This window comes from Pseudomonas sp. E102 (assembly GCF_052660185.1).
This window is the reverse complement of the sequence record NZ_CP084025.1, coordinates 576017-597353: the sequence shown is the minus strand read 5'-3', so window position 1 is coordinate 597353 and position 21337 is coordinate 576017. Positions and strand designations below refer to the sequence as shown.

18 protein-coding genes are annotated in these 21337 nt (G+C 62.5%); 11 read left to right on the top strand and 7 right to left on the bottom strand.

Annotated elements, in window-relative coordinates; all coding sequences use genetic code 11:
- Positions 1 to 14: 14 nt before the first annotated feature.
- The 6 genes from DOCECA_RS02880 to edd form a co-directional block, all read right to left on the bottom strand.
- The gene (locus DOCECA_RS02880) at positions 15 to 1316 is read right to left on the bottom strand and encodes an ABC transporter substrate-binding protein (RefSeq protein WP_420764397.1); all 1302 of its coding nucleotides are present in this window, start codon (positions 1314 to 1316) and stop codon (positions 15 to 17) included.
- Between the two features lie 116 nt (positions 1317 to 1432).
- Positions 1433 to 2692, bottom strand: coding sequence for a D-mannose isomerase (locus DOCECA_RS02875; RefSeq protein WP_445571423.1), 1260 nt, complete (start codon positions 2690 to 2692; stop codon positions 1433 to 1435).
- Positions 2693 to 2947: 255 nt separating this feature from the next.
- A complete protein-coding gene (locus DOCECA_RS02870; protein WP_420764395.1) occupies positions 2948 to 4417 on the bottom strand; it encodes an ATP-binding protein in 1470 nt (489 codons plus the stop codon).
- The gene (locus DOCECA_RS02865; RefSeq protein ID WP_420764394.1) at positions 4407 to 5138 is read right to left on the bottom strand and encodes a response regulator; all 732 of its coding nucleotides are present in this window, start codon (positions 5136 to 5138) and stop codon (positions 4407 to 4409) included. Before DOCECA_RS02865 ends, DOCECA_RS02870 begins: the two co-directional genes overlap by 11 nt.
- Positions 5139 to 5320: 182 nt before the next feature.
- Positions 5321 to 6280 (bottom strand): glucokinase, encoded by a 960-nt coding sequence (locus DOCECA_RS02860; RefSeq protein ID WP_420764393.1) that lies wholly within the window; start codon positions 6278 to 6280, stop codon positions 5321 to 5323.
- Positions 6277 to 8103 (bottom strand): phosphogluconate dehydratase, encoded by a 1827-nt coding sequence (edd, locus tag DOCECA_RS02855; RefSeq protein WP_434650150.1) that lies wholly within the window; start codon positions 8101 to 8103, stop codon positions 6277 to 6279. Before edd ends, DOCECA_RS02860 begins: the two co-directional genes overlap by 4 nt.
- 230 nt (positions 8104 to 8333) lie before the next feature.
- Between edd and gap the strand changes: the two genes are divergently transcribed.
- The 9 genes from gap (at position 8334) to DOCECA_RS02810 (ending at position 17355) form a co-directional block, all read left to right on the top strand.
- Positions 8334 to 9335: a type I glyceraldehyde-3-phosphate dehydrogenase gene (gap, locus tag DOCECA_RS02850; protein WP_039593774.1), complete on the top strand. Its 1002-nt coding sequence runs from the start codon at positions 8334 to 8336 to the stop codon at positions 9333 to 9335.
- Between the two features lie 201 nt (positions 9336 to 9536).
- Positions 9537 to 10049 (top strand): RNA polymerase sigma factor, encoded by a 513-nt coding sequence (locus DOCECA_RS02845; protein ID WP_445571422.1) that lies wholly within the window; start codon positions 9537 to 9539, stop codon positions 10047 to 10049.
- A 106-nt stretch (positions 10050 to 10155) separates the two neighbouring features.
- Positions 10156 to 11118, top strand: a complete 963-nt coding sequence (locus tag DOCECA_RS02840; RefSeq protein ID WP_445571421.1) for a FecR family protein — start codon at positions 10156 to 10158, stop codon at positions 11116 to 11118.
- Between the two features lie 120 nt (positions 11119 to 11238).
- Complete coding sequence (locus tag DOCECA_RS02835; RefSeq protein WP_445571420.1) at positions 11239 to 13830, top strand: TonB-dependent receptor; 2592 nt, start codon at positions 11239 to 11241, stop codon at positions 13828 to 13830.
- A 160-nt stretch (positions 13831 to 13990) separates the two neighbouring features.
- On the top strand, positions 13991 to 14581 hold the full coding sequence (locus tag DOCECA_RS02830; protein ID WP_445571419.1) for a biliverdin-producing heme oxygenase: 591 nt from the start codon (positions 13991 to 13993) through the stop codon (positions 14579 to 14581).
- Positions 14582 to 14716: 135 nt separating this feature from the next.
- Positions 14717 to 15139 (top strand): YbaN family protein, encoded by a 423-nt coding sequence (locus tag DOCECA_RS02825; protein WP_434650146.1) that lies wholly within the window; start codon positions 14717 to 14719, stop codon positions 15137 to 15139.
- A gap of 56 nt (positions 15140 to 15195) precedes the next feature.
- The gene (locus DOCECA_RS02820) at positions 15196 to 16542 is read left to right on the top strand and encodes a CoA transferase (RefSeq protein ID WP_434609955.1); all 1347 of its coding nucleotides are present in this window, start codon (positions 15196 to 15198) and stop codon (positions 16540 to 16542) included.
- Positions 16543 to 16650: 108 nt separating this feature from the next.
- A complete protein-coding gene (locus DOCECA_RS02815) occupies positions 16651 to 17010 on the top strand; it encodes a DUF5064 family protein (protein ID WP_434609953.1) in 360 nt (119 codons plus the stop codon).
- A gap of 168 nt (positions 17011 to 17178) precedes the next feature.
- The gene (locus DOCECA_RS02810) at positions 17179 to 17355 is read left to right on the top strand and encodes a hypothetical protein (protein WP_420764340.1); all 177 of its coding nucleotides are present in this window, start codon (positions 17179 to 17181) and stop codon (positions 17353 to 17355) included.
- 7 nt (positions 17356 to 17362) lie between these two features.
- Here DOCECA_RS02810 and DOCECA_RS02805 read toward each other — a convergent pair whose 3' ends face one another.
- Complete coding sequence (locus tag DOCECA_RS02805; RefSeq protein ID WP_420764339.1) at positions 17363 to 18256, bottom strand: helix-turn-helix domain-containing protein; 894 nt, start codon at positions 18254 to 18256, stop codon at positions 17363 to 17365.
- Positions 18257 to 18428: 172 nt separating this feature from the next.
- Here DOCECA_RS02805 and pobA point away from each other — a divergent pair, with 172 nt between their 5' ends.
- Entirely contained in the window at positions 18429 to 19619 is a 1191-nt protein-coding gene (pobA, locus tag DOCECA_RS02800) for a 4-hydroxybenzoate 3-monooxygenase (protein ID WP_434650145.1), read from the top strand.
- Positions 19620 to 19713: 94 nt separating this feature from the next.
- On the top strand, positions 19714 to 21204 hold the full coding sequence (locus DOCECA_RS02795; RefSeq protein WP_420764337.1) for an MDR family MFS transporter: 1491 nt from the start codon (positions 19714 to 19716) through the stop codon (positions 21202 to 21204).
- Positions 21205 to 21337: the final 133 nt, after the last annotated feature.

Below are 21337 nucleotides of genomic sequence, written 5' to 3'. Positions count from 1 at the left end.
ACAGGGGTTAGCGGTTACTTCGCAGACTGAACCGCTGCGCCAAGTTTCTTGGCTGCGTCGGCCGGGTCGGCTTTCGGGTCGTTGATGTAGTTGGTCACGACGTCAAAGAACGCGCCTTGCACGGCCAGCGTGGTCGCCATGTTGTGCGCCATGCTCGGTTGCAGGCCGCCGTTCTTGGCGTCCGCCAGGAAGTCCTTGGCGGCGGTCTGGGCGCAGGAGTCGAAACCGTACTTGCCCATGTCGGCCAGCATGTCGTTACGCACCGGGATCGAACCCTTGTTGATGCTGAAGACTTTCTGGAAGTTCTCACCCAGCACGACCTTGGCGATGTCCTGCTGGCCCGCCGCAGTGCCTGCATCCTTCTGCTTGAACACCGCCAGGGAGTCGATGTTGTAGGTGAAGGCCTTCTCGGTACCCGGGAACGCTACGCACTCGTAGTCCTTGCCGGCGACTTTCTTGGCGGCGGTCCACTCGCTCTTGGCCCAGTCACCCATGATCTGCATGCCGGCCTTGCCATTGATGACCTTGGCCGCTTCCAGGTTCCAGTCCTGGCCCTTGCCATCGGCGTCCATGTAGGTCGCGACTTTCTTCAGCTCGGTCAGCGCCTTGACCATTTCCGGGCCGGTCAACGCTTTGTTGTCCAGGTCGACCAGTGCTTTCTTGTAGCCATCAGCGCCCATGACCGAGAGCACCACCGCTTCGAACACGGTGCTGTCCTGCCAAGGCTGGCCACCGTGGGCCAGGGGGATGAAGCCCGCGGCCTTGAGTTTGTCGCCGGCGGCGTAGAATTCTTCGAGGGTGGTTGGATTCTTGGTGATACCGGCTTTCTTGAAGACTTCCGGGTTGATCCACAGCCAGTTGACGCGGTGGATGTTCACCGGCACGGCGACGTAGTCACCTTCGTACTTCACGGTATCGGAGACTTTCTTGTCGAGCAGGCTGTCCCACTTTTCTGCCTTGGAAACGTCCTTGAGGACGTCGGTGTCGAGCAGGCCGGTGGTCGCCCATTCCTGGATGTCCGGGCCTTTGATCTGGGCAACGCCCGGTGGGTTGCCGGCCACGGCGCGGCTCTTGAGCACGGTCATGGCGGTAGAACCGCCACCGCCAGCGACGGCGCCGTCCTTCCAGGTAAAACCGTCTTTTTCTACTTGAGCCTTGAGCACATCGACCGCGGCTTTTTCACCGCCCGACGTCCACCAGTGGACGACTTCCACGGAACCTTTCGATTCGGCGGCCAGGGCGCTGACAGGGAATGCTGCGACGGGAAGCAAGGAAGCAAGAGAAATGACAGTAGCGAGGCGAGAAATCGCATTCATCTAGAAGTACCTTTCTTGTTGTTATGCATGCAAGTCTGGTGCTTGCGCTGCATGGATTCTAATCAGGGGTTATCCCTTCGCAGGTAACGAAGGGACGTGGATATGTCACGACATGGTTACACAGGTGCAGGATCGGACAACCGCGCCAAGGCTGACGCCATGCTCGGGGCCAACGGCAGACGAGGGATCAACACCGCTTGCCAGGCATGATAAAGGTCCGGCTTGCCCGGCCAGATGTCGGCGCTGGGGCGGTTCTGCGGGTCGAGCTCGTGATGCCAGCTGCCGTTGCAGCGATCGATGAAATGTTTGTCACAAAATTCCCAGAAGCGCCGGTACCACGCTTCGTATCGAGCCTCGTCGGTACGTTTGAGCAAGGCACTGGCCGCCGCTGCCGCTTCGGCATGCACCCAGTGCAGGCGATGGCGAACCACGGCGCGATTGTCCCAGTCCAGCGTGTAAACGATGCCCGGGGCGCCGTCGACGTTCCAGCCATGGCGGCAGTTCTGGTCGAACAGTTTCTGAGCGTCCTGGGCCAGCCAGCCCGGCGTCAGCATGCCGATCTGCACGCGTGCGGCCTCGAGGTGCAACAACAGCCGCGCCCATTCGAAACCATGGCCAGGGGTGGTGCCGTAGGGACGAAACCCATCGGCCGGGTTGTCGTGGTTGTACTCGCGCAGCGGCTGCCAGTCGCGGTCGAAATGCTCGACGACCATGTAGTCGTTGGCGGCCGCGTGACCATGGATCACCCGCTCGACGATACGCAACGCGCGAGCCAGCCAGCGCGGATCGTCCGTGGCATCGGCGAGGGCGAGGAAGGCTTCGGTGCCGTGCATGTTGCTGTTGGCGCCGCGATAGGCCTCTTCTTCTGACCAGTCGCGGTTGAAGGATTCACGCAGGGCACCCTCCTCCTCGCACCAGAAATGTTCGTCGATGACCCGCACGGCCTCCTTGAGCAGAGTCTCGGCGTCAGGGCGCTGGGCCACGACCGCAGAGCTGGCTGCCAGGGCAACGAAAGCATGCAGATAAGCGGCTTTTCCAGCCTCGTTTTCAGCCGGATCGGTCTTGGCGAACCAACCGCCATGCTCGGCATCGCGCAGCGGCCCCATGAGCGCCTGTACGCCATGGTCAACCAGCTCGGCGAACCCCGGCAGGCCTTGGATGTGGGCCATGGCGAAGCTGTGGGTCATGCGCGCGGTATTCATGGTTTCGGCCCGGGCATCGGCCGGCAGGCGGCCCAATTCGTCCAGGTTGCCAAAGCCGTCCGGCAGCTTCGAGGCCTTGGCGAACGTCAGCAGACGCAAGCCTTCTGCGGCAAGCCATTGCTGGTGGGCGGGCGCATTCAGCCAACTGCTGAACGCCGGTTGGAAGGTGTCCATCGAGATACCTTTTTTGTTGTTTTGACGCAGGGAGTCTAAACAAGGGAGGGTTGACGGCAGGTAACGAAAGGGGCGAGTTATGTCACCGAGTTGTGACATTGGCATGGATATGTGTTGAAGCGATTGGCGCCTTCGTCGGAACGCCGCCCGGAGCAGGCTCGCTCCCACATTGGACCTCATTGACGCGCATATCCTGTTTGACGCAGATCCCCTGTGGTAGCGAGCTTGCTCGCGACGAACGATAACGCGGTCCAATCAATCCACGCTGCGAGGCAACTGCAACGTCACCCGCAACCCACCCTCGCGCAGGTTCTGCAAACTCACCTCACCGCCATGGCTGTGGGCAATGTTGCGTGCGATACCCAGCCCCAGGCCGTACCCCTGCTGCTGCCCGGCCAGGCGAAAGTGCGGCTCGAAGACTTGTTCGAGGCGTTGTTCCGGTACGCCCGGGCCTTCGTCATCGACGTGCAGAATGAACGCCGACTCATCATCATCGATGTGCAAATGGGCTCTCTGGCCGTATTTCAAGGCATTGTCGATCAGGTTGCCGATGCACCGCTTGAGGGCCAGCGGCTTGCCGGGATACGGCGCCAGCGCCCGGCCATCCTGGGTCACTCGGCCGTTGCCGTTGGGCGCCAGATAAGGCTCTACCAGGCAATCCAGCACATGGTTGAGGTCCACCGGCTCGATGTTTTCGTGGATGTCGGTGTCCTTCACACATTGCAGCGCCCCCTTGACCAACAGCTCCAGCTCATCCAGGTCTCGGCCGAACTTGGCTTGCAGGTTTTCATCCTCCAGCAGCTCGACCCGCAACCGCAGCCGGGTAATCGGCGTGCGCAGATCGTGGGAGATGGCGCTGAACAACTGGCTGCGCTCGGTCAAATAGCGGCTGATGCGCTCGCGCATGGCATTGAAAGCCCGGCCCACCTCCACCACTTCGCTGCCGCCACCCTCGGCCACCGGTTCCACTTCGGCACCGAGGGACATGTCCCGCGCCGCTCGGGCCAGGCGTTTCAATGGTCGGCTCTGCCAATGCACCAACAAGCCGATGAACAACAGCAACAGGCTGCTGGTGAGCACGATGAAGCCCACCTGCTGCTTGGGCAGATCCTGCTCTTCGAGGCTGGTATAGGGTTCGGGCAGCAGCGAGGCGATGTAAAGCCATTCACCCGGCGCCATCTGGATTTGCGTGACCAAGACCGGCGGATTCACCGGCTCAAGCGTCAAGGCGTAATGGGCCCATGATCGCGGCAGCTCGTCGAGCTTGAGCCCGCCGTTGAAAATCCGCAGGTCTTCAGGGCTGACGAATTTGACCGAGATGTCGGCGCTGCTGCCCAGGGAGCGCCGCAGCACGTCATCCACGGCCTGGAGCACCGCCAGCTTTCGCGGCGTCACGGGCAGCACGTCCATGCCCAGCGGCTTGTCATTGAGGGTGACGACAAAGCGTGTGCCGCCCATGCTGCGCAACTGGTCCAGCACCAGGGGCCGGTACGCCACCGGCAGCGAGCGCAGATAACTGACAGTGGCGGTCATCGAATGGGCAAGGCTGCGCGCGCTGGTGACCAGGCCTTCAAGCTGGGTGGCGCGCAATTGGGAGACCCAGATCAGACTGGACAGCGTCTGGGCGAACAGCACCACCAGTAGCGTCAGCAGCAGCATCCGCCCCAGCAACGAGCGTGGCACGGGCACCCGGCGCACGACTTTCCTGATCGCTTCAGTGACCATTGCTGGCAACCACACTGGCCGCCAGTTGATAACCACTGCCGCGCACCGTGCGGATCAACCGCGGCGGCTTTTCCGTGTCGCGCAGGCGCTGGCGCAGGCGACTGACCGCCATGTCGACGATCCGGTCCAAGGGCATCAGTTCGCGCCCACGCGTGGCGTTGCCGATGGTGTCACGGTCGAGGATTTCCTGAGGGTGGTCGAGGAACAACTTGAGCAGGGCAAAATCAGCACCGGAGAGAATCACCTCTTCACCGTCGGCGTGGAACAGCCGATGGCTGACCATGTCCAGCCGCCATTCGTCGAAGGCCAGCACGTCGCCGCCCGTCCGCTCCTGGCCGAACTGCGCCCGGCGCAGCAGCGCCTTGATGCGCGCCTGCAATTCACGCGGGCTGAACGGCTTGCCCAGGTAATCATCGGCACCCAATTCCAGGCCAATGACCCGGTCGGCTTCGTCGGAGCTGGCGGTGAGCATGATGATCGGCACATGGGCCTGGCGTGGATGTTCGCGAACCCAGCGGCACAGGCTGAAACCGTCCTCATCGGGCAGCATCACATCGAGGATCACCAGGTCGCTTGGCGCCTCGTTCAAGGCCTGGCGAAACCCGGCGCCATCAGGCGTGGTGCGCACCTGGAAACCCGCACGGCTGAGGTAAGTGTCCAGCAGTTCGCGAATCTCCTGGTCATCGTCGACCAACAAAATCGATTTGTTCACTGCACTCACGGGGCCTCGTCCTTGTTGTGTGGATTGGGGGCGATTATGCCTGATGGCCGGGTTTTACAAACACTACAGAGCCCCTTGTGGGAGCGAGCTTGCTCGCAATAGCGGTGTATCAGTCAATCTCAATGGCGACTGACACTCCATCATCGCGAGCAAGCTCGCTCCCACAGGAGCGGTTTCCAATTTCAAATCGTGGAGGATTGCTCCAACGCCACGCCCGCGCCCATCAGGCCGGAGTATGGCGCCGTCACCAGCCAGACCGGAATACCCTTGAAATAATCGCTCATGCAGCCCTTGTCGGCGAAGGATTTGGCGAAACCGCTTTCGACGAAGAAATCGGCAAACCGCGGGACCACGCCGCCAACGATGTACACGCCGCCACGCCCGCCCACCGTGAGTACGTTGTTGCCGGCCACGCGGCCCAGCCATCGGCAGAACTGCTCGAGCACTTCCAGGGCGATAGGGTCGCCGGCCAGCCCGGCGGCAGTGATCGACTCGGGGGTATCGAGCACCGGGTCATGACCGTCCACCGCGCAAATCGCCCGGTAGACACGGGGCAGGCCGCTGCCGCTCAGGGCGGTTTCGGCGCTGACGTGGCCGATCTCGTTGTAGATGTGCTGCCAGAGCTGGGTCTCGCGCGGACTGCTCATCGGCAGGTCGACATGGCCGCCCTCCCCTGGCAACGCCGCAAAACGGCCCTCGCCCAAGTCCAGGAGCGTACCGACGCCCAGCCCGGTGCCCGGGCCGATCACCACCGCCGGGCGCATCGGCTCCGGCGTGCCCTGGCAGACAACCCGGTACTCATCCGGACGCAAGCAGGTCATGCCCAGGGCCATGGCGGAGAAGTCGTTGACCAGCAACAGTTTCTCCACCTGCAACCTCTGGCAGAACGCCAGGTTGCTCAGGCGCCAATGATTGTTGGTAAAACGAAACTCATCGCCGCTCACGGGGCCGGCCACCGACAGGCACACCGAACCGATGGCGCCCGGTTTCATTCCCATGCCATTCAAGTAAACCTCGATGGCATCTTCCGGGCAGGCGTAATCCGCTGTCGCCAGCACCTGGATATTCTCCAGGTTGTGGTTCTTCCACAGGGCGAAACGCGCGTTGGTCCCACCGATGTCACCGACCAAAGCCAGTTTCAATTAAGCGTCTCCAGGGCAGAAGTGAAGGCGCTGGCGCCCTGCTCTGCCGAGCTGAAGGCCATGCGCATGAAACCGAACAGCTCGCGACCAGTGCCGATGTTGTTGCCCAACAGGCCCTTGGCCGGTTCGCGCGCGGCGAATTCCTCGGCGTCGACCTTCAGCTCCAAGGTGCCTTTGACGCCATCGACGCGGATGATATCGCCCTCCTGCACCCGCGCCAACGCGCCGCCGACATAAGCTTCAGGGCTGACATGAATGGCCGCCGGGATCTTCCCGGATGCCCCGGACATGCGTCCATCAGTGACCAGCGCCACCTTGAAGCCACGGTCCTGCAGCACGCCGAGGAACGGCGTCATCTTGTGCAGCTCCGGCATGCCGTTGGAGCGCGGGCCCTGGAAGCGCATCACCGCGACAAAATCCTTCTCCAGCAGACCCGCCTTGAACGCATCCGCCAGGTCCTGCTGATCCTGGAAGACCATGGCCGGCGCTTCGACGATCTGGTTTTCCAAGGCCACGGCCGAAACCTTCATGACCCCACGCCCGAGGTTGCCTTCCATCACCCGCAACCCGCCTTCTGGGGAGAAAGCACGGGCCACCGGACGCAGGATGGTTTCGTCGAGGCTTTCGGTCGGGCCGTCGCGCCACACCAGCTCGCCATCCTCCAGGAACGGCTCCTGGGTGTAGCGACTCAGGCCATGGCCGAGCACGGTGTTGACGTTGTCGTGGAGCAGGCCGGCTTCCAGCAATTCGCGGATCAGGAAGGACATACCGCCCGCCGCCTGGAAGTGGTTGATATCGGCCTTGCCGTTCGGGTAGACGTGGCTGAGGGTCGGCACCACTTCGGAGAGGTCGGCCATGTCCTGCCAGGTCAGCTGGATGCCCGCCGCCATGGCGATGGCCGGCATGTGCAGGGTGTGGTTGGTGGAACCGCCGGTGGCGTGCAGTGCAACGATGGAGTTGACCAGTGAGCGTTCGTCGACGATTTCGCCGATGGGCATGAAGTTGCCGCTCTGCTTGGTCAGGCGCGTCACCTGGAACGCGGCCTCACGGGTCAACGCATCGCGCAGCGGCGTGTTCGGGTTGACGAACGAAGCGCCCGGCAAATGCAGGCCCATCACTTCCATCAGCAACTGATTGGTGTTGGCGGTGCCGTAGAACGTGCAGGTGCCCGGACTGTGGTAGGACTTCATTTCCGATTCCAGCAGCTCTTCACGGCTGGCCTTGCCCTCGGCGTAGCGCTGGCGTACGTCGGCTTTTTCCTTGTTGGAAATGCCCGAGACCATCGGCCCGCCGGGCACGAAGATCGTCGGCAGATGACCGAAGCGCAGCGCGCCCATCATCAGGCCAGGGACGATTTTGTCGCAGATGCCGAGCATCAGCGCGCCGTCGAACATGTTGTGGGACAACGCCACCGCCGTGGACAGTGCGATCACTTCACGGCTCGGCAAGCTCAGTTCCATCCCCGCCTCACCCTGGGTCACGCCGTCGCACATGGCGGGCGTGCCGCCGGCGAACTGGCCAACCGAGCCGATCTCGCGCAGGGCTTTCTTGATTTGTTCTGGAAATGTTTCGTAGGGCTGGTGGGCCGAGAGCATGTCGTTGTAGGACGACACGATGGCGATGTTGGCGGCGTTCATCATCCGCAGGTGGTGCTTGTCTTCAGTGCCGCAACCGGCCACGCCATGGGCGAAGTTGGCGCACTGCAGCTTGCCGCGCATCGGCCCGTCGCTGGCTGCACCGCGGATCAGTGCAAGGTAAGCCTCGCGCGTAGCGCGACTGCGGGCGATAAGCCGTTCGGTGACCTCAAGTACGCGGGGATGCATGTGTAGAACTCCAGGCTAGCGGGTGTGGCGACCTGATTGTCTATGCTGGTTAAAAGCCCGTTGCACACCCGGTGAAAGACAAGGCGACAAACGGTTTTTGACCAATCGGACCAGTTGATTCAGGTCACTCGTTGTAGATAAAACAAAATATTGCCACTAAAAAGGCTTGTTTTCTATTTTTATGCGAATAATCTTGTAATTCCAACAACAAATCGATGGCGGCGCAGTTAATGACTCTTCGAATCGCAATCAATGGTTTTGGCCGCATCGGCCGCAACGTCCTCCGCGCACTGTATACCCAAGGCTATCGTCGCGACCTGCAGATCGTCGCCATCAACGACCTGGGCGACAGTGCGATCAACGCTCATCTGCTCAAGTTCGACACCGTGCATGGCACTTTCGATGCCGACGTGCAGCACGATCACGAAAGCCTGACGGTCAATGGCGACCGCATTTCGGTCAGTGCCATCCGCAACCCGGCCGAGCTGCCCTGGGCCGCCGAGAAAATCGATGTGGTGTTTGAATGCACCGGTCTGTTTACCGACCGCGCCAAGGCTGCCGCCCACATCAGTGCCGGCGCTCGCAAAGTGATTATCTCGGCCCCGGCCAAGGGCGCCGATGCCACTGTGGTGTACGGCGTCAACCATGACATCTTGCGCCAGTCCCACCAGATCATTTCCAACGCGTCGTGCACCACCAACTGTTTGGCCCCGGTGGCCCAGGTGCTGCACCGCGAGCTCGGCATCGAAAGCGGCCTGATGACCACCATCCATGCCTACACCAACGACCAGAACCTGACCGACGTCTATCACAGCGACCCGTACCGCGCCCGCTCGGCCACCCAGAACATGATCCCGAGCAAGACCGGCGCCGCCGAAGCCGTGGGCCTGGTGCTGCCGGAACTGGCGGGCAAGTTGACCGGCATGGCCGTGCGCGTGCCGGTGATCAACGTCTCCCTGGTGGACCTCACCGTGCAACTCAAGCGCGAAGCGTCGGCCGATGAAGTCAACGCACTGCTCAAGCAGGCCAGCCAGCACTCCAAGATCCTCGGCTACAACACCCTGCCGTTGGTCTCCAGCGATTTCAACCACAACCCGTTGTCGTCGATCTTCGATGCCAACCACACCAAAGCCAGCGGCAAGCTGCTCAAGGTGCTGGCCTGGTATGACAACGAATGGGGCTTCTCCAACCGCATGCTGGATAACTGCCTGGCGTTGTGTAACGCGGAGTAACTGCCCAGCAGCAGGAAGCTTTTCTGTGAGAGCGAGCTTGCGCGCGATAGCGTCCGGTCAGCCTGGATCATAGGGTGATTGGACCACCGCTATCGCTGGCGAACTCACTCCCACAGGGTTTCAACACTCATGAAATGAAGGCTTGACCATCGACGCAGATGATAAGCATTATCATCTACTCGAACCGGATCGGGCCCTATCGTGAGTCAATCGCGTTTTCACCACATTTTTCTCGCCCAGCGTACCCCGCTGCTGCGCACCCTCGAGCGGATGGTCAACAACCCGAGCACCGCCGAAGACTTGCTGCAGGAAACCTACCTGCGTGTCACCCGCGCCTTGAGCGAACGCACCGTCGATCATCTCGAACCCTTTGTTTTCCAGACTGCCCGCAATCTGGCGCTGGATCATCTGCGCGCACGGCGGATCCAGTCGCGGGCCCTGGTCGACGACGTGCCGCTGGACATCGTGAACAACGTCGTCGCCCCTCAAAGCAGCGCCGAAGATGCCGCCCACGCCGCGCAAATGCTCGAACGCCTCAACGTCAGCCTGCAATCCCTCAGCCCCCGTCAACAGCAGATCTTCATTCTCAGCCGGCTGCATGGCCACAGCTACCAGGACATCGCGCAACGATTAGGCGTGTCCCTGAGCACGGTGCAAAAAGAACTGAAACTGATCATGGCCATCTGCGTGGGCGTGGCCGAACGCAACCCGTGAATACATGCGGCGAGCCGCAAGCTTCGAGCCGCAAGCGGGATGTGGGCTTGCCAGCTACCGCTTGCGGCTTGTAGCGTGTGCTTGCCGCCAATAATGAGAATCCACCGTGACGGACAACCATCGCCCACCTGAAGCCGCCGAGGCGCAGGACACCGCCCACGCCATGGATCAGGCGCTGGACTGGTTGATCCTGCTCGACAGCCCCAGCGAGGAGCAGCGCCGACACTTCCAGGCCTGGCTGGCGGCCGATCCACGCCATGGCGAAGCGTTCGCCAGGGCCCAGGCGATCTGGAACGGCCCGCAGATAATCGAAAGCGCCCGGCAACTGAGGGACCGGCCAAAGATCACCACGCTGTCGCGCCTGCGCGCCCATTGGAAACCCCTGGCCACCGCCGCCGTGCTGTTGCTGGGACTGTTCAATTTCAGCGACCTGCCCCTGCGCTTCCAGGCCGACCACCTGACCGTGGTCGGTGAACGCCAGCGCCTGCAGTTGGAAGACGGCTCCAAGGTGCTGCTCAATACCGATTCGGCCTTCTCCAGCTCATTCGACAACCAACGGCAGGTGGCCCGGCTCTACAAGGGCGAAGCTTTCTTCGAGGTGCCAGCCAACCGTCATTTGCCGTTGGAGCTGGACGCAGGCCCGGTCACCGCCAGCGTCAGCGACACCTCGTTCGCCGTGCGCTACGTGGATGGCGTCGCGCAAGTCCAGGTGCAGCGCGGCGACGTCGACCTGCGGGCCACCCGCTACGACACCCACGTGCGGCTGTCGGCTGGCGAAAGCATCCGCATTGGCCCCAATGGCTTCGACCGCCCGGCACGGCTCGATGCCGGCACCGACCTTGCCTGGGTGCAGGGCCGACTGGTGTTCGAGAACCGTCCGCTGAGCCAGGTCTTGGCGGAGTTGCGACGCTACTACCCAGGCTGGATCATCAACACCAACGAACGGCTGGCCAACGTCGCGGTGACGGGCAACTACCGCCTCGACCAGCCCCTGGACGTGGTCCGCTCCCTGGCCCAGATCACCTCCGCGCGCCTGCAGGAATTGCCGGCGCTGGTGATTTTGAACTAAATGAGAATTATTTTTACTCGATAGCCTCCGCTGGTTCGTCTCGTTATAGCCAATGCAATTGATTCGCATCTCCACGATGCCGATCTGCACCTATAACAGATGCGACACGGAGCGCTATCGATGTCCTCTCGCCTTACTTGCCGGTTACCCGCCCCTTCCCGCGCACTTTCATTGCTGACCGCCGCCATCCTGATGGCCGGTGCCGCGCCGGCCGCCCTTGCCGCCGCTGGCCAACCGCCCGCGCACAACATGGGCGACTACAGCTTCAACATCGCCCGGCAGCCCTTGGTCTCCGCGCTCAACGCGTTCACTGCCGTCACAGGCTGGCAGGTGGGGCTGCCGGCTGAACTGGCCGAAGGCATCGCCTCGCCGGGCGTCAACGGCTCGCTGTCGCCGGAGAAAGCCCTGGAGCGCCTGTTGGTGGGGACCGACTTGCGTTACCGCAAACTGGGCAGCAACAACATCGTTCTGGAAAAACGCAGCGCGGGCAACGTGCTGGACTTGCAGCAGGTGACCATCAGCGCCACCCGTCAAGAACAGGACATCACCCGCGTACCGAGCACCGTTTCCGTTCATGATCGCCAGCAACTGGACCGTAACAACGTAAACACCATCAAGGACTTGGTGCGCTACGAGCCCGGCGTATCGGTGGGCGGCGCGGGCGAGCGCGGCGGCATCAGCGGCTACAACATCCGCGGCATCGACGGCAACCGCATCCTGACCCAGGTCGACGGCGTGGAAGTGCCCGGCGGTTTCTTCAACGGCCCCTACGCCAAGACCCAGCGCAACTATGTCGACCCGGAGATCATCAAGCGCGTGGAGATCCTGCGCGGACCGGCCTCGGTGCTGTACGGCAGCAACGCCATTGGTGGCGTCGTGAGTTATTTCACCCTCGATGCGGATGACATCATCAAGCCGGGCAAGGATGTTGGCGCGCGCCTGAAGACTGGCTACAGCTCCGTCGACGAGAGCTGGCTCAAGTCCGCCACCATCGCCGGTCGCAGCGGGCCCTTCGACGGCCTGCTGCACTACAGCCAGCGCGACGGCCATGAAACCGAATCCTACGGCAGCAACAATGGCACCGGCCTGGACCGCACCGCGGCCAACCCGCAGGACGTGCGCGCCAACAACGTGCTGGCCAAGCTCGGCTGGAACTACAACGATGACGCACGCCTGAGCCTGGTCTACGAGAAGTACAAGGACGACCGTGACACCGATCTGAAAAGCGCCTACGGCGGTCCTTACGCCAACGGCCAACCGGCCATTCCCGCCTCCATCCTGCCGGGCGGCATGTACCAGTGGCGCACCGGCAACGACACCATCACCCGCGAACGTTTCGGCCTGGAGCACAGCTTCGCGCTCGACAGCCTGCTGGCCGATAACATCAAGTGGAGCCTGAACCACCAGGTCGCCAAGACCGACCAGAGCACCGCCGAATTCTACTTCCCGATCACCCGTAGGGTCCTTCGCACGCGAGAGACCCTGTATGAAGAAAAACAGTGGGTGCTTGATGCGCAAGTCGACAAGTCATTCAGCATTGCCGACACCGATCACACGCTGACCTACGGCACCACGCTCAAACAGCAGAAAGTCACCGGTTCGCGCAGCGGCAATGGCGTGTGCCTGGCGGTCGGCGTGGGCTGTGCCGCCGTCGGCGCCATCAGCACGCGGGACGTACTGGCAAAAGCCAGTGACTTCCCGGACCCGACCATCAACACCTACAGCCTGTTCGCCCAGGACCAGATCAGCTGGGAAAAATGGACCTTCACACCGGCGCTGCGTTACGACTACACCCAGCTCAAGCCACACCTGACCGAAGAATTCCTCAGCACCGTTGACCCTACCGCCGGCGGTAAAGTCAGTGATGAGAACAAGACCTGGCACCGCGTCTCGCCCAAGTTCGGGCTGACTTACGCCCTGACCGACCAATACACCTGGTTTGGCCAATACGCCGAGGGTTTCCGCACCCCGACCGCCAAGGCTCTGTACGGGCGCTTCGATAACCCGGACGCGGGCTACAGCGTGGAACCCAATCCCGACCTGGAGCCGGAAAAAAGCAAGAGCTACGAAACCGGCCTGCGCGGTCGTTTCGACTCCGGTTCGTTCGACGTGGCGGTGTTCTACAACAAGTACCGCGATTTCATCAACGAGGACGCCATTACCCCTGGCGCGGACCAGTTGACCTTCCAGAGCAACAACATCAAGCACGCCACCATCAAGGGCATCGAGGCCAAGGGGCGCCTGGACCTGGACGTGTTCGGCGCGCCACGGGGCCTCTATACCCAAGGTTCGGTGGCTTACCTCCAAGGCCGCAACGACGACACCGGCGAACCGCTCAACAGCATCAACCCGATGACCGGCGTATTCGGCCTGGGCTATGACCAGGAGCAGTTCGGCACTTTGCTCAGCTGGACCCTGGTGAAGAAGAAAAACCGCGTCGACGACAGCAACTTCAACTCTCCTGACGGCGTCAGCAGCCAGTTCAAGACGCCGGGCTTCGGCATCCTCGACCTGAGCGGGTACTACAAGGTCACCGACGACGTCACCGTCAGCGGCGGCCTCTACAACCTCACCGACAAGAAATACTGGCTGTGGGACGACGTGCGCGGCTACGACAGCGTCGGCGAAGCGGCAGTGCTGAGCCCGGCCAACCTCGACCGCCTGACCGCCCCTGGGCGCAACTTCACGGTCAACCTGATCTGGGATATCTGATCCGATTCTTCACGTAAAACAGTTACCTGTGGCGAGGGAGCAGGCTCCCGCTGGGACGGTCCGACGCTTCGGGCGAAGCGCCCCCAGATCTAACGCTCGCTGCGCAACCGAGCGGGAGCAAGCTCCCTCGCCACGATGTATTCCACTCGAAGGAATTGCTATGACCACACAACGCACCCTTTCCCGCTCCCAACGCCTGAACCAGATCACCCACGAGCCCCACGGCAAGCTCGACGCGCTGGTCAAGGCTCACGCCCCATTCGAAACCCAGGCCAGCTACGCCCGCTTCGTCGTCGCCCAGTACCAATTCCAGTCGGAACTGGTGGCGCTGTACAACGACGCGCAACTGACCGCGCTGATTGCCGACCTGCCCGCGCGCTGCCGCGCCGAAGCGGCCAAGGCCGACCTGGTGGACCTGCACACCGAAGTGCCGCCGCCAGTGGCCGGCGCAGTGAAAAACCCAACCCAGGCCGAAGCCCTCGGCTGGCTGTTCGTGTCCGAGGGTTCCAAGCTTGGCGCCGCGTTCCTGATCAAGCGCGCCGTGGGGCTGGGGCTGAGCGAAACCGTTGGTGCCCGACACTTGGCAGAACCGGCGGGCGGGCGTGCCGAAGGCTGGAAAACCTTCACCCGGATCCTCGACGCGCTGCCCCTCACCGAACAGCAGGAAGCCGAGGCGGACAAAGGAGCGCTGGCGGCCTTCAACCGCTTTACCGTGTTGCTGGAGCAAGCCTACGCGACCGAGTTGGCCTGAAGCCTTCACAGTTTCCCTTGCGCGAGCGAGCCTGCTCGCGATGACACTGGCTCAGTCGCCACAGAAGTCGCCTGACCCACCGCCATCGCGAGCCGGCTCGTTCTCACAGGGAATGTGCATGAAAGAAAAACACTGATGAAACGCCCTTCCAGATTCACTCGCCTGCTCTTCGCCCTCCTCGCCTACACCAGCCTGGCCATCGGCCTGGTGGCCATCGTCGTGCCGGGCTTGCCCACCACCGAATTCATCCTGCTTGCCGCCTGGGCCGCGACCCGCAGTTCGCCGCGCCTGAGCGCTTGGCTGGAGGGCCATCGGTTGTTCGGGCCGATGCTGCGCAACTGGCGCAACGGCAAGGTTATCCCGCGCCGGGCCAAGATCGCTGCAACGGTCAGCATGCTGTGCTGTGCAGGGTTTATGCTGCTGATGCTCGATCACCGCTGGCCGGTATACCTGGCACTCGCAGGCATGGGCCTGAGTAATCTCTGGATCTGGTCCAGACCGGAGAATCGTGGCGAGGGAGCTGGCTCCCGCTGGGCCGGTCCGACGCCTCGGGCGTAGCGGCCCCCGACGTTTGTTTGATCTATGCTCGCTCTCTGGTTCAGGAGGGTTTCCAAATGTCAGACCTACTCACACCCATGCAAACCGCCATGGGCTTGCCCACGACACCCATCCCCTTCACCAGCGAAGGCGCCCTGCCCTCCGCCTTCGCCGTCACCGAGCTGGCCTGCGCGAGCATCGCCACGGCCGGTCAAGCGGTCGCCGAACTGATCCGCCAGCAAACCGGTCGCCTGCCGTCGATGGAAGTCGACCGGCGCCTGGCCTCATTCTGGTTTTCCACCTCCCTGCGGCCCATCGGCTGGGGCGTGCCGCCCCTGTGGGATCCGGTGGCGGGCGACTACGCCACCGCCGACGGCTGGATCCGCCTGCACACCAACGCGCCGCATCATCGCCAGGCGGCGCAAAAGGTGCTCGGCGCCTGCACCGACCGCGCCGACATGGCCAGCAGAGTGGTCCGGTGGAACAAGGCCGAACTGGAACAGGCCGTGATCGATGCCGGCGGTTGCGCCGCGCAGATGCGTTCATGGCTGGCATGGCAGGCGCATCCCCAGGGCATCGCTGTCAATGCCGAGCCCCTCGTTCATTTGGATAGCGGAGCGCAAGGCGCGCCTGGCCCCTGGCTCGGCTCCGTCGCCCAGCCCTTGGCGGGCCTCAAGGTGCTGGACCTGACCCGCGTGCTGGCCGGCCCGGTTGCCAGTCGCTTTCTCGCCGGGCTGGGGGCCGACGTGCTGCGCATCGACCCGCCGACCTGGAACGAACCCGGCGTGGTGCCTGAAGTCACCCTCGGCAAACGTTGCGCCCGCCTCGACTTGCGCCAGCCCACCGATCGAGCAGCGTTCGAGGCGCTGCTCCAGGAGGCGGACATCCTGTTGCACGGCTACCGCGCCGACGCGCTCGAACGCCTGGGCTACGGCGCTACACAACGTCGGCAGTTGGCGCCCGGCCTGATCGACGTCTGCCTCAACGCCTACGGCTGGAGCGGCCCCTGGCAACACCGCCGCGGCTTCGACAGCCTGGTGCAGATGAGCTGCGGTATCGCCGAGGCCGGCATGGCCTGGAAACACACGGACAAACCGACGCCTCTGCCGGTCCAGGCGCTGGACCACGGCACCGGTTACCTGATGGCCGCCAGCGCAATCGTGTTGCTGAATCGACGCTTGGCCAACGGCCGTGGGGGCTCGGCACGCTTGTCACTGGCGCGCACGGCGAAGCTGTTGATCGAGGGCGGCGCCGGCAGTGAGGTTGCATTGCGCCCCGAAGACGAGGCTGACCAGGGGTTGCTGGTGGAACAGACGCCCTGGGGTCCGGCGCATCGCTTGCAGGTACCGCTGAAAATGCCCGGCACGCCGCTGCAATGGAAGTTGCCGGCCGCTGACCTGGGCGCCCACCGCGCGCAATGGTGACGGTTCAATAGACCGCACCCGTCGCCCGACATGTTTATCGATAACGGGAAAACTTATGGGGCAGGCGCGGTGTCTGCCGTTCTCCACGCCTTCGAAGGAGAGACGCTGATGGCCACGTTCCAACCCGGACACCTGCACATGGAGCGCCATGCGCTGAACAAGGATGATTTCAGCTACAACCTGTGCATCGATTACGAAATAGCCCAGGATCCCGACGAGGGAAAGGGCATGTCATTTCGCCTGCACGGCACGGTAGAAGACAAGAACGTAGACGAGACGTTTTTCCTGGCCAAGGACCAAGCCTTCGACTTCGCCCGCCACGCCACCCGCATTGCCCAATACTACGGCCTGCCCAAGAGCACGAACATCGGCGCGATGCACAAGTACTACGACGAAATGTTCGAAGACGTGCGCCACCAGTTGGATGTCAAGCCGGGGGATCCGATGAAACCTGAGCATTTGGAATAGAACGCTCGAAAGAACAACCCTAATCCCTGTGGGAGCAAGCTTGCTCCCATAGGGAACATCAGCGAGCTGAATATCTGCTTACATACACAAACCGCCTGGCTGGCAACCCGCCATGGCTGACCTATGCTGAAAACAGTACCCCCGGGTATTCGTTCAGAGGTCATCGCCATGAACATCAAAACAAGAAGACGCCTCGCCATATTTGTCACCTGCACCGCCACGCTGGCGCTGTATGGCACCGCGGCTTATCGGGTCGAGCAGGCCAGGCAGCTGCCCCGTGAATACGCCAGCTGCAACTTCGAACGCTGCATACCGCACAACGCAACCTTGAACGCGCTGCGCTGAGACGGTTTCAGTCGTCCTGCTGATCGGTCTTGAGCCGGTCTCGGAAGGCTTTGGGCGAGATACCGACGCGCCGACGGAACAGTCGGGTGAAGTTGGTCGGGTCGGAGAAGCCAAGCATCTCGGAGATCTCATAGATCGTCATGCCTGTATAGGTCAGCAGCCGCTTGGCTTCCAGCAACTGGCGCTCGTGCATGATTTGCAGTGCCGGCTGTCCCGCGAGTTCGCGACAGGTGCCATTGAGGTGCGACACCGAGATGCCCAGGCGATGGGCCAGGTCCTCGACCTTGACGTGCTGGCGATAGGTCTCTTCCACCAATTGGATGAACCCGTTGAGGTATTCCCGGGCCCGCTGCGGGCGCTGGGTGGAGATACGCCGGTTCATCACCTGGCGGCTCACCCAGACCATGATCACGCTGACCAAGGCATGCATGAGCATTTCCCGGGCCGGTTGATGGCCCACGTACTCCGCCTGCATGGCACTGAACAAACTATTGAGGTAATCAGCGTTCTCTCCGGCCGGATAGGCTTCCGCCTGGGCCAGGACATTGACCGAATGGCCTAGCTGGGCTTGCAGGTGCGTGACCAGCGGCGCCGCCAGGGTCACGACATAACCCTGCACATCCTCCGAAAAACGGAAACCATGGACCGACAGCGGCGGCAGGATCTGCACGGCCGGCTCGTCGAGCCGTGTACGCTGGCCTTCGATTTCCAGTTCCGCTTGACCCTTGAACACAAAAAGCAGCTGGCACAGATCGGCATGTCGATGAGGTTTTATTTCCCATTGGTGCTCGCTGCTGCGGCTGGAAATGGTTTCGCAGTGCAGCAGATCCGGCGTGGGCCAATCCTGGCTCTCGCCGTAGAGCTTGAACACGGGAATCGAAGGCAGCTCAGTTTTCTTCATAACGAGGATCGGCCTTGGGTTACGGGCGGTAATCGCACCGATTGGCAGAATGTGCAGGTTTCAGCTCAGTTTTCCCCTTCAATTGACAGGTCCGCAAGCGAAAAATGCACGCCAGGATTACTAAAAATAAACGCCGACCCTGGTCGCGTGCCTCTTGCGAGCCATAACAACAATGAAAACCCTCAAGACCCAAGTCGCCATTATCGGCGCCGGCCCCTCTGGGCTGCTGCTCGGCCAGTTATTGCACAACGCAGGGATCGACACCGTGATCCTCGAGCGCCAGACTCCCGATTACGTCCTCGGCCGGATCCGCGCCGGTGTACTCGAGCAGGGCATGGTCCATCTGCTGCGCCAGGCCGGAGTTGGCCAACGCATGGACGCCGAGGGCTTGTCCCATGATGGCTTCGAGCTGGTCCTCAACGGTCGGCGCGTCCACATCGATCTCAAAGGGCTGACCGGTGGCCAGAACGTCATGATTTACGGTCAGACCGAAGTCACTCGCGACTTGATGGCCGCCCGGCAGGCATCCGGCGCCCAGACGCTGTATCAGGTCGACAACGCCCAGCCCCACGACCTGAAGACCGAGCACCCCTTCGTGACCTTTGAACACGCCGGCGAAACCTGGCGCCTGGACTGCGATTACGTGGCCGGCTGCGATGGTTTCCATGGCGCGGCAAGGCAATCGATCCCGGCGCAAAAGCTCAAGGTCTTCGAACGCGTCTACCCGTTCGGCTGGCTCGGCATCCTCGCCGACACCCCGCCCGTCCACGAAGAACTCGTCTACGCTCGCCACGAGCGCGGCTTTGCCCTGTGCAGCATGCGCTCGCGGACCCGCACCCGTTATTACCTGCAAGTGCCCGCCGAGGAACAAGTGGCCGACTGGCCGGACGAGCGTTTCTGGGATGAACTGAAAATACGCCTGCCCACCGACCTGGCCGAAACCCTGGTGACCGGTCCCTCCATAGAAAAAAGCATCGCACCACTGCGCAGCTTCGTCGTGGAACCGATGCAGTACGGGCGGATGTTTTTGGTGGGCGACGCCGCCCACATCGTCCCGCCGACCGGGGCCAAGGGGCTGAACCTGGCTGCCAGCGATGTCAGCACGCTATTCAATATTTTGCTTAAGGTCTATCGCGACGGTCGCGCGGATCTGCTGGAACGCTATTCCGACATCTGCCTGCGACGGGTCTGGAAAGCCGAGCGCTTCTCCTGGTGGATGACGTCGATGCTGCACCGCTTCGATGACGACGCGTTCAACCAGCGCATCAGCGAGGCGGAGCTGGAGTATTTCGTCGACTCCGAGGCGGGGCGCAAAACCATCGCGGAAAATTACGTCGGCCTTCCTTATGAGGCTATCGAATAGGCGGCTACCGAATTAAACTGCGGGCTTCGTCCCCTCGCCGCCAGGCGCGATGCCCGCAGGTCCTGCCTTGACTCAGCTCGATACGCCTCAAGCTATGCAACCCGCTATCCGCAGCGTGCTGGTGGCGCTGATGCTGGCGATTTTCCTCGGTGCGCTGGACCAGACCATCGTCGCGGTCTCGATGCCGGCCATTTCCGCGCAATTCAAGGATGTCAGCCTGCTGGCCTGGGTGATCTCCGGCTACATGGTCGCCATGACCGTAGCGGTGCCGATCTACGGCAAGCTGGGCGACTTGTATGGCCGGCGCCCGCTGATGCTGTTCGGCATGGGCCTGTTCACCCTCGCTTCGCTGTTTTGCGGGTTGGCACAGAACATGGAGCAACTGGTGCTGGCGCGGATTTTCCAGGGCATCGGCGCCGGCGGCATGATTTCTGTGAGCCAGGCGATCATCGGCGACATCATCCCGCCCCGCGAGCGTGGGCGCTACCAGGGTTATTTCAGCAGCATGTATGCGGTGGCCAGCGTGGCCGGACCGGTGCTGGGCGGCTACATGACCGAGTACCTGTCGTGGCGCTGGGTCTTCTGGATCAACCTGCCATTGGGCCTGGGCGCCTGGCTGGTGGCCCGGCGCGCCCTGGTGGGGCTGCCGGTGCCACAACGCACACCAATCATCGATTACCTGGGCACCGTGTTGCTGATCATCGGTCTGACCTCGCTGCTGCTGGGCATTACCCAGATCGGCCAAGGCCATGCCTGGCACAGCCGCGAAGTGCTCGGGCTGCTGGGTGGCGCAGTACTCGTGCTGGGTCTCTTCGCCTGGCATGAACGCCGCGCACGGGAGCCGTTGCTGCCTATGCACCTATTCGTCAACCGCAGCGCGGTGCTGTGCTGGTGCACGGTTTTTTTCACCAGCTTCCAGGCGATTTCCCTGACAGTGCTGGTGCCGTTGCGCTTCCAGAGCGTGACCGGCGCCGGCGCCGACAGCGCCGCGCTGCACTTGCTGCCGCTGGCGATGGGTTTGCCGATGGGCGCCTATTTTGCCGGGCGGCGCACCTCGATCACCGGGCGCTACAAACCGATGATCCTCAGTGGCGCCCTGCTCTTCCCGTTCGCCATTCTTGGCATGGCTTTCACGCCGCCCGCCGTGTTCTGGCTGAGCAGCCTGTTCATGTTGCTCAGCGGCATCGCTTCGGGCATGCAATTTCCCACTTCGCTGGTGGGCTCGCAGAATTCGGTGCAGCAACGGGACATCGGTGTCGCTACCAGCACCACTAACCTGTTTCGCTCATTGGGCGGCGCGGTGGGTGTGGCGCTGATGTCGGCGTTGCTGCTGGCCTTGCTGCAGGATTCCGGTTTTGCCCAGCTCGCCGGTTCGTCGATGATCGGCGAGGGGCATTCCGGCAACGTCCTGCTCGATGGTTTGAACGCCGCTCCCGGAGAGGCACGGGACGCCTTGCGTGAGGAGTTGCAAGCGACGTTCCGGCACTTGCTGATGATCAGCGCGGCGGTGTCATTGCTGGGGCTGGCGGCTGCGGTGGCCATGCCCGATCGCCTGTTGCGCGGGCGAGAGGAAAAGGCTCGTTAGTGCAGATGGCGCTGAACCCTGTGGCGAGGGGATTTATCCCCGCTGGGCTGCGCAGCAGCCCTAAAACCGACGCCGCACTGTGTCAGGTTAGCTGAGTGTTTTTCGAGGGCTGCTCTGCAGCCCAGCGGGGATA

Excerpts from the sequence above, each read along its gene's own strand:
- DOCECA_RS02880 (WP_420764397.1), bottom strand. The coding sequence starts at position 1,316 with ATGAATGCGATTTCTCGCCTCGCTACTGTCATTTCTCTTGCTTCCTTG.
- DOCECA_RS02875 (WP_445571423.1), bottom strand. The coding sequence starts at position 2,692 with ATGGACACCTTCCAACCGGCGTTCAGCAGTTGGCTGAATGCGCCCGCC.
- DOCECA_RS02870 (WP_420764395.1), bottom strand. The coding sequence starts at position 4,417 with ATGGTCACTGAAGCGATCAGGAAAGTCGTGCGCCGGGTGCCCGTGCCA.
- edd (WP_434650150.1), bottom strand. The coding sequence starts at position 8,103 with ATGCATCCCCGCGTACTTGAGGTCACCGAACGGCTTATCGCCCGCAGT.
- gap (WP_039593774.1), top strand. The coding sequence starts at position 8,334 with ATGACTCTTCGAATCGCAATCAATGGTTTTGGCCGCATCGGCCGCAAC.
- DOCECA_RS02835 (WP_445571420.1), top strand. The coding sequence starts at position 11,239 with ATGTCCTCTCGCCTTACTTGCCGGTTACCCGCCCCTTCCCGCGCACTT.
- DOCECA_RS02830 (WP_445571419.1), top strand. The coding sequence starts at position 13,991 with ATGACCACACAACGCACCCTTTCCCGCTCCCAACGCCTGAACCAGATC.
- DOCECA_RS02825 (WP_434650146.1), top strand. The coding sequence starts at position 14,717 with ATGAAACGCCCTTCCAGATTCACTCGCCTGCTCTTCGCCCTCCTCGCC.
- DOCECA_RS02820 (WP_434609955.1), top strand. The coding sequence starts at position 15,196 with ATGTCAGACCTACTCACACCCATGCAAACCGCCATGGGCTTGCCCACG.
- DOCECA_RS02815 (WP_434609953.1), top strand. The coding sequence starts at position 16,651 with ATGGCCACGTTCCAACCCGGACACCTGCACATGGAGCGCCATGCGCTG.
- DOCECA_RS02810 (WP_420764340.1), top strand. The coding sequence starts at position 17,179 with ATGAACATCAAAACAAGAAGACGCCTCGCCATATTTGTCACCTGCACC.
- DOCECA_RS02805 (WP_420764339.1), bottom strand. The coding sequence starts at position 18,256 with ATGAAGAAAACTGAGCTGCCTTCGATTCCCGTGTTCAAGCTCTACGGC.
- pobA (WP_434650145.1), top strand. The coding sequence starts at position 18,429 with ATGAAAACCCTCAAGACCCAAGTCGCCATTATCGGCGCCGGCCCCTCT.
- DOCECA_RS02795 (WP_420764337.1), top strand. The coding sequence starts at position 19,714 with ATGCAACCCGCTATCCGCAGCGTGCTGGTGGCGCTGATGCTGGCGATT.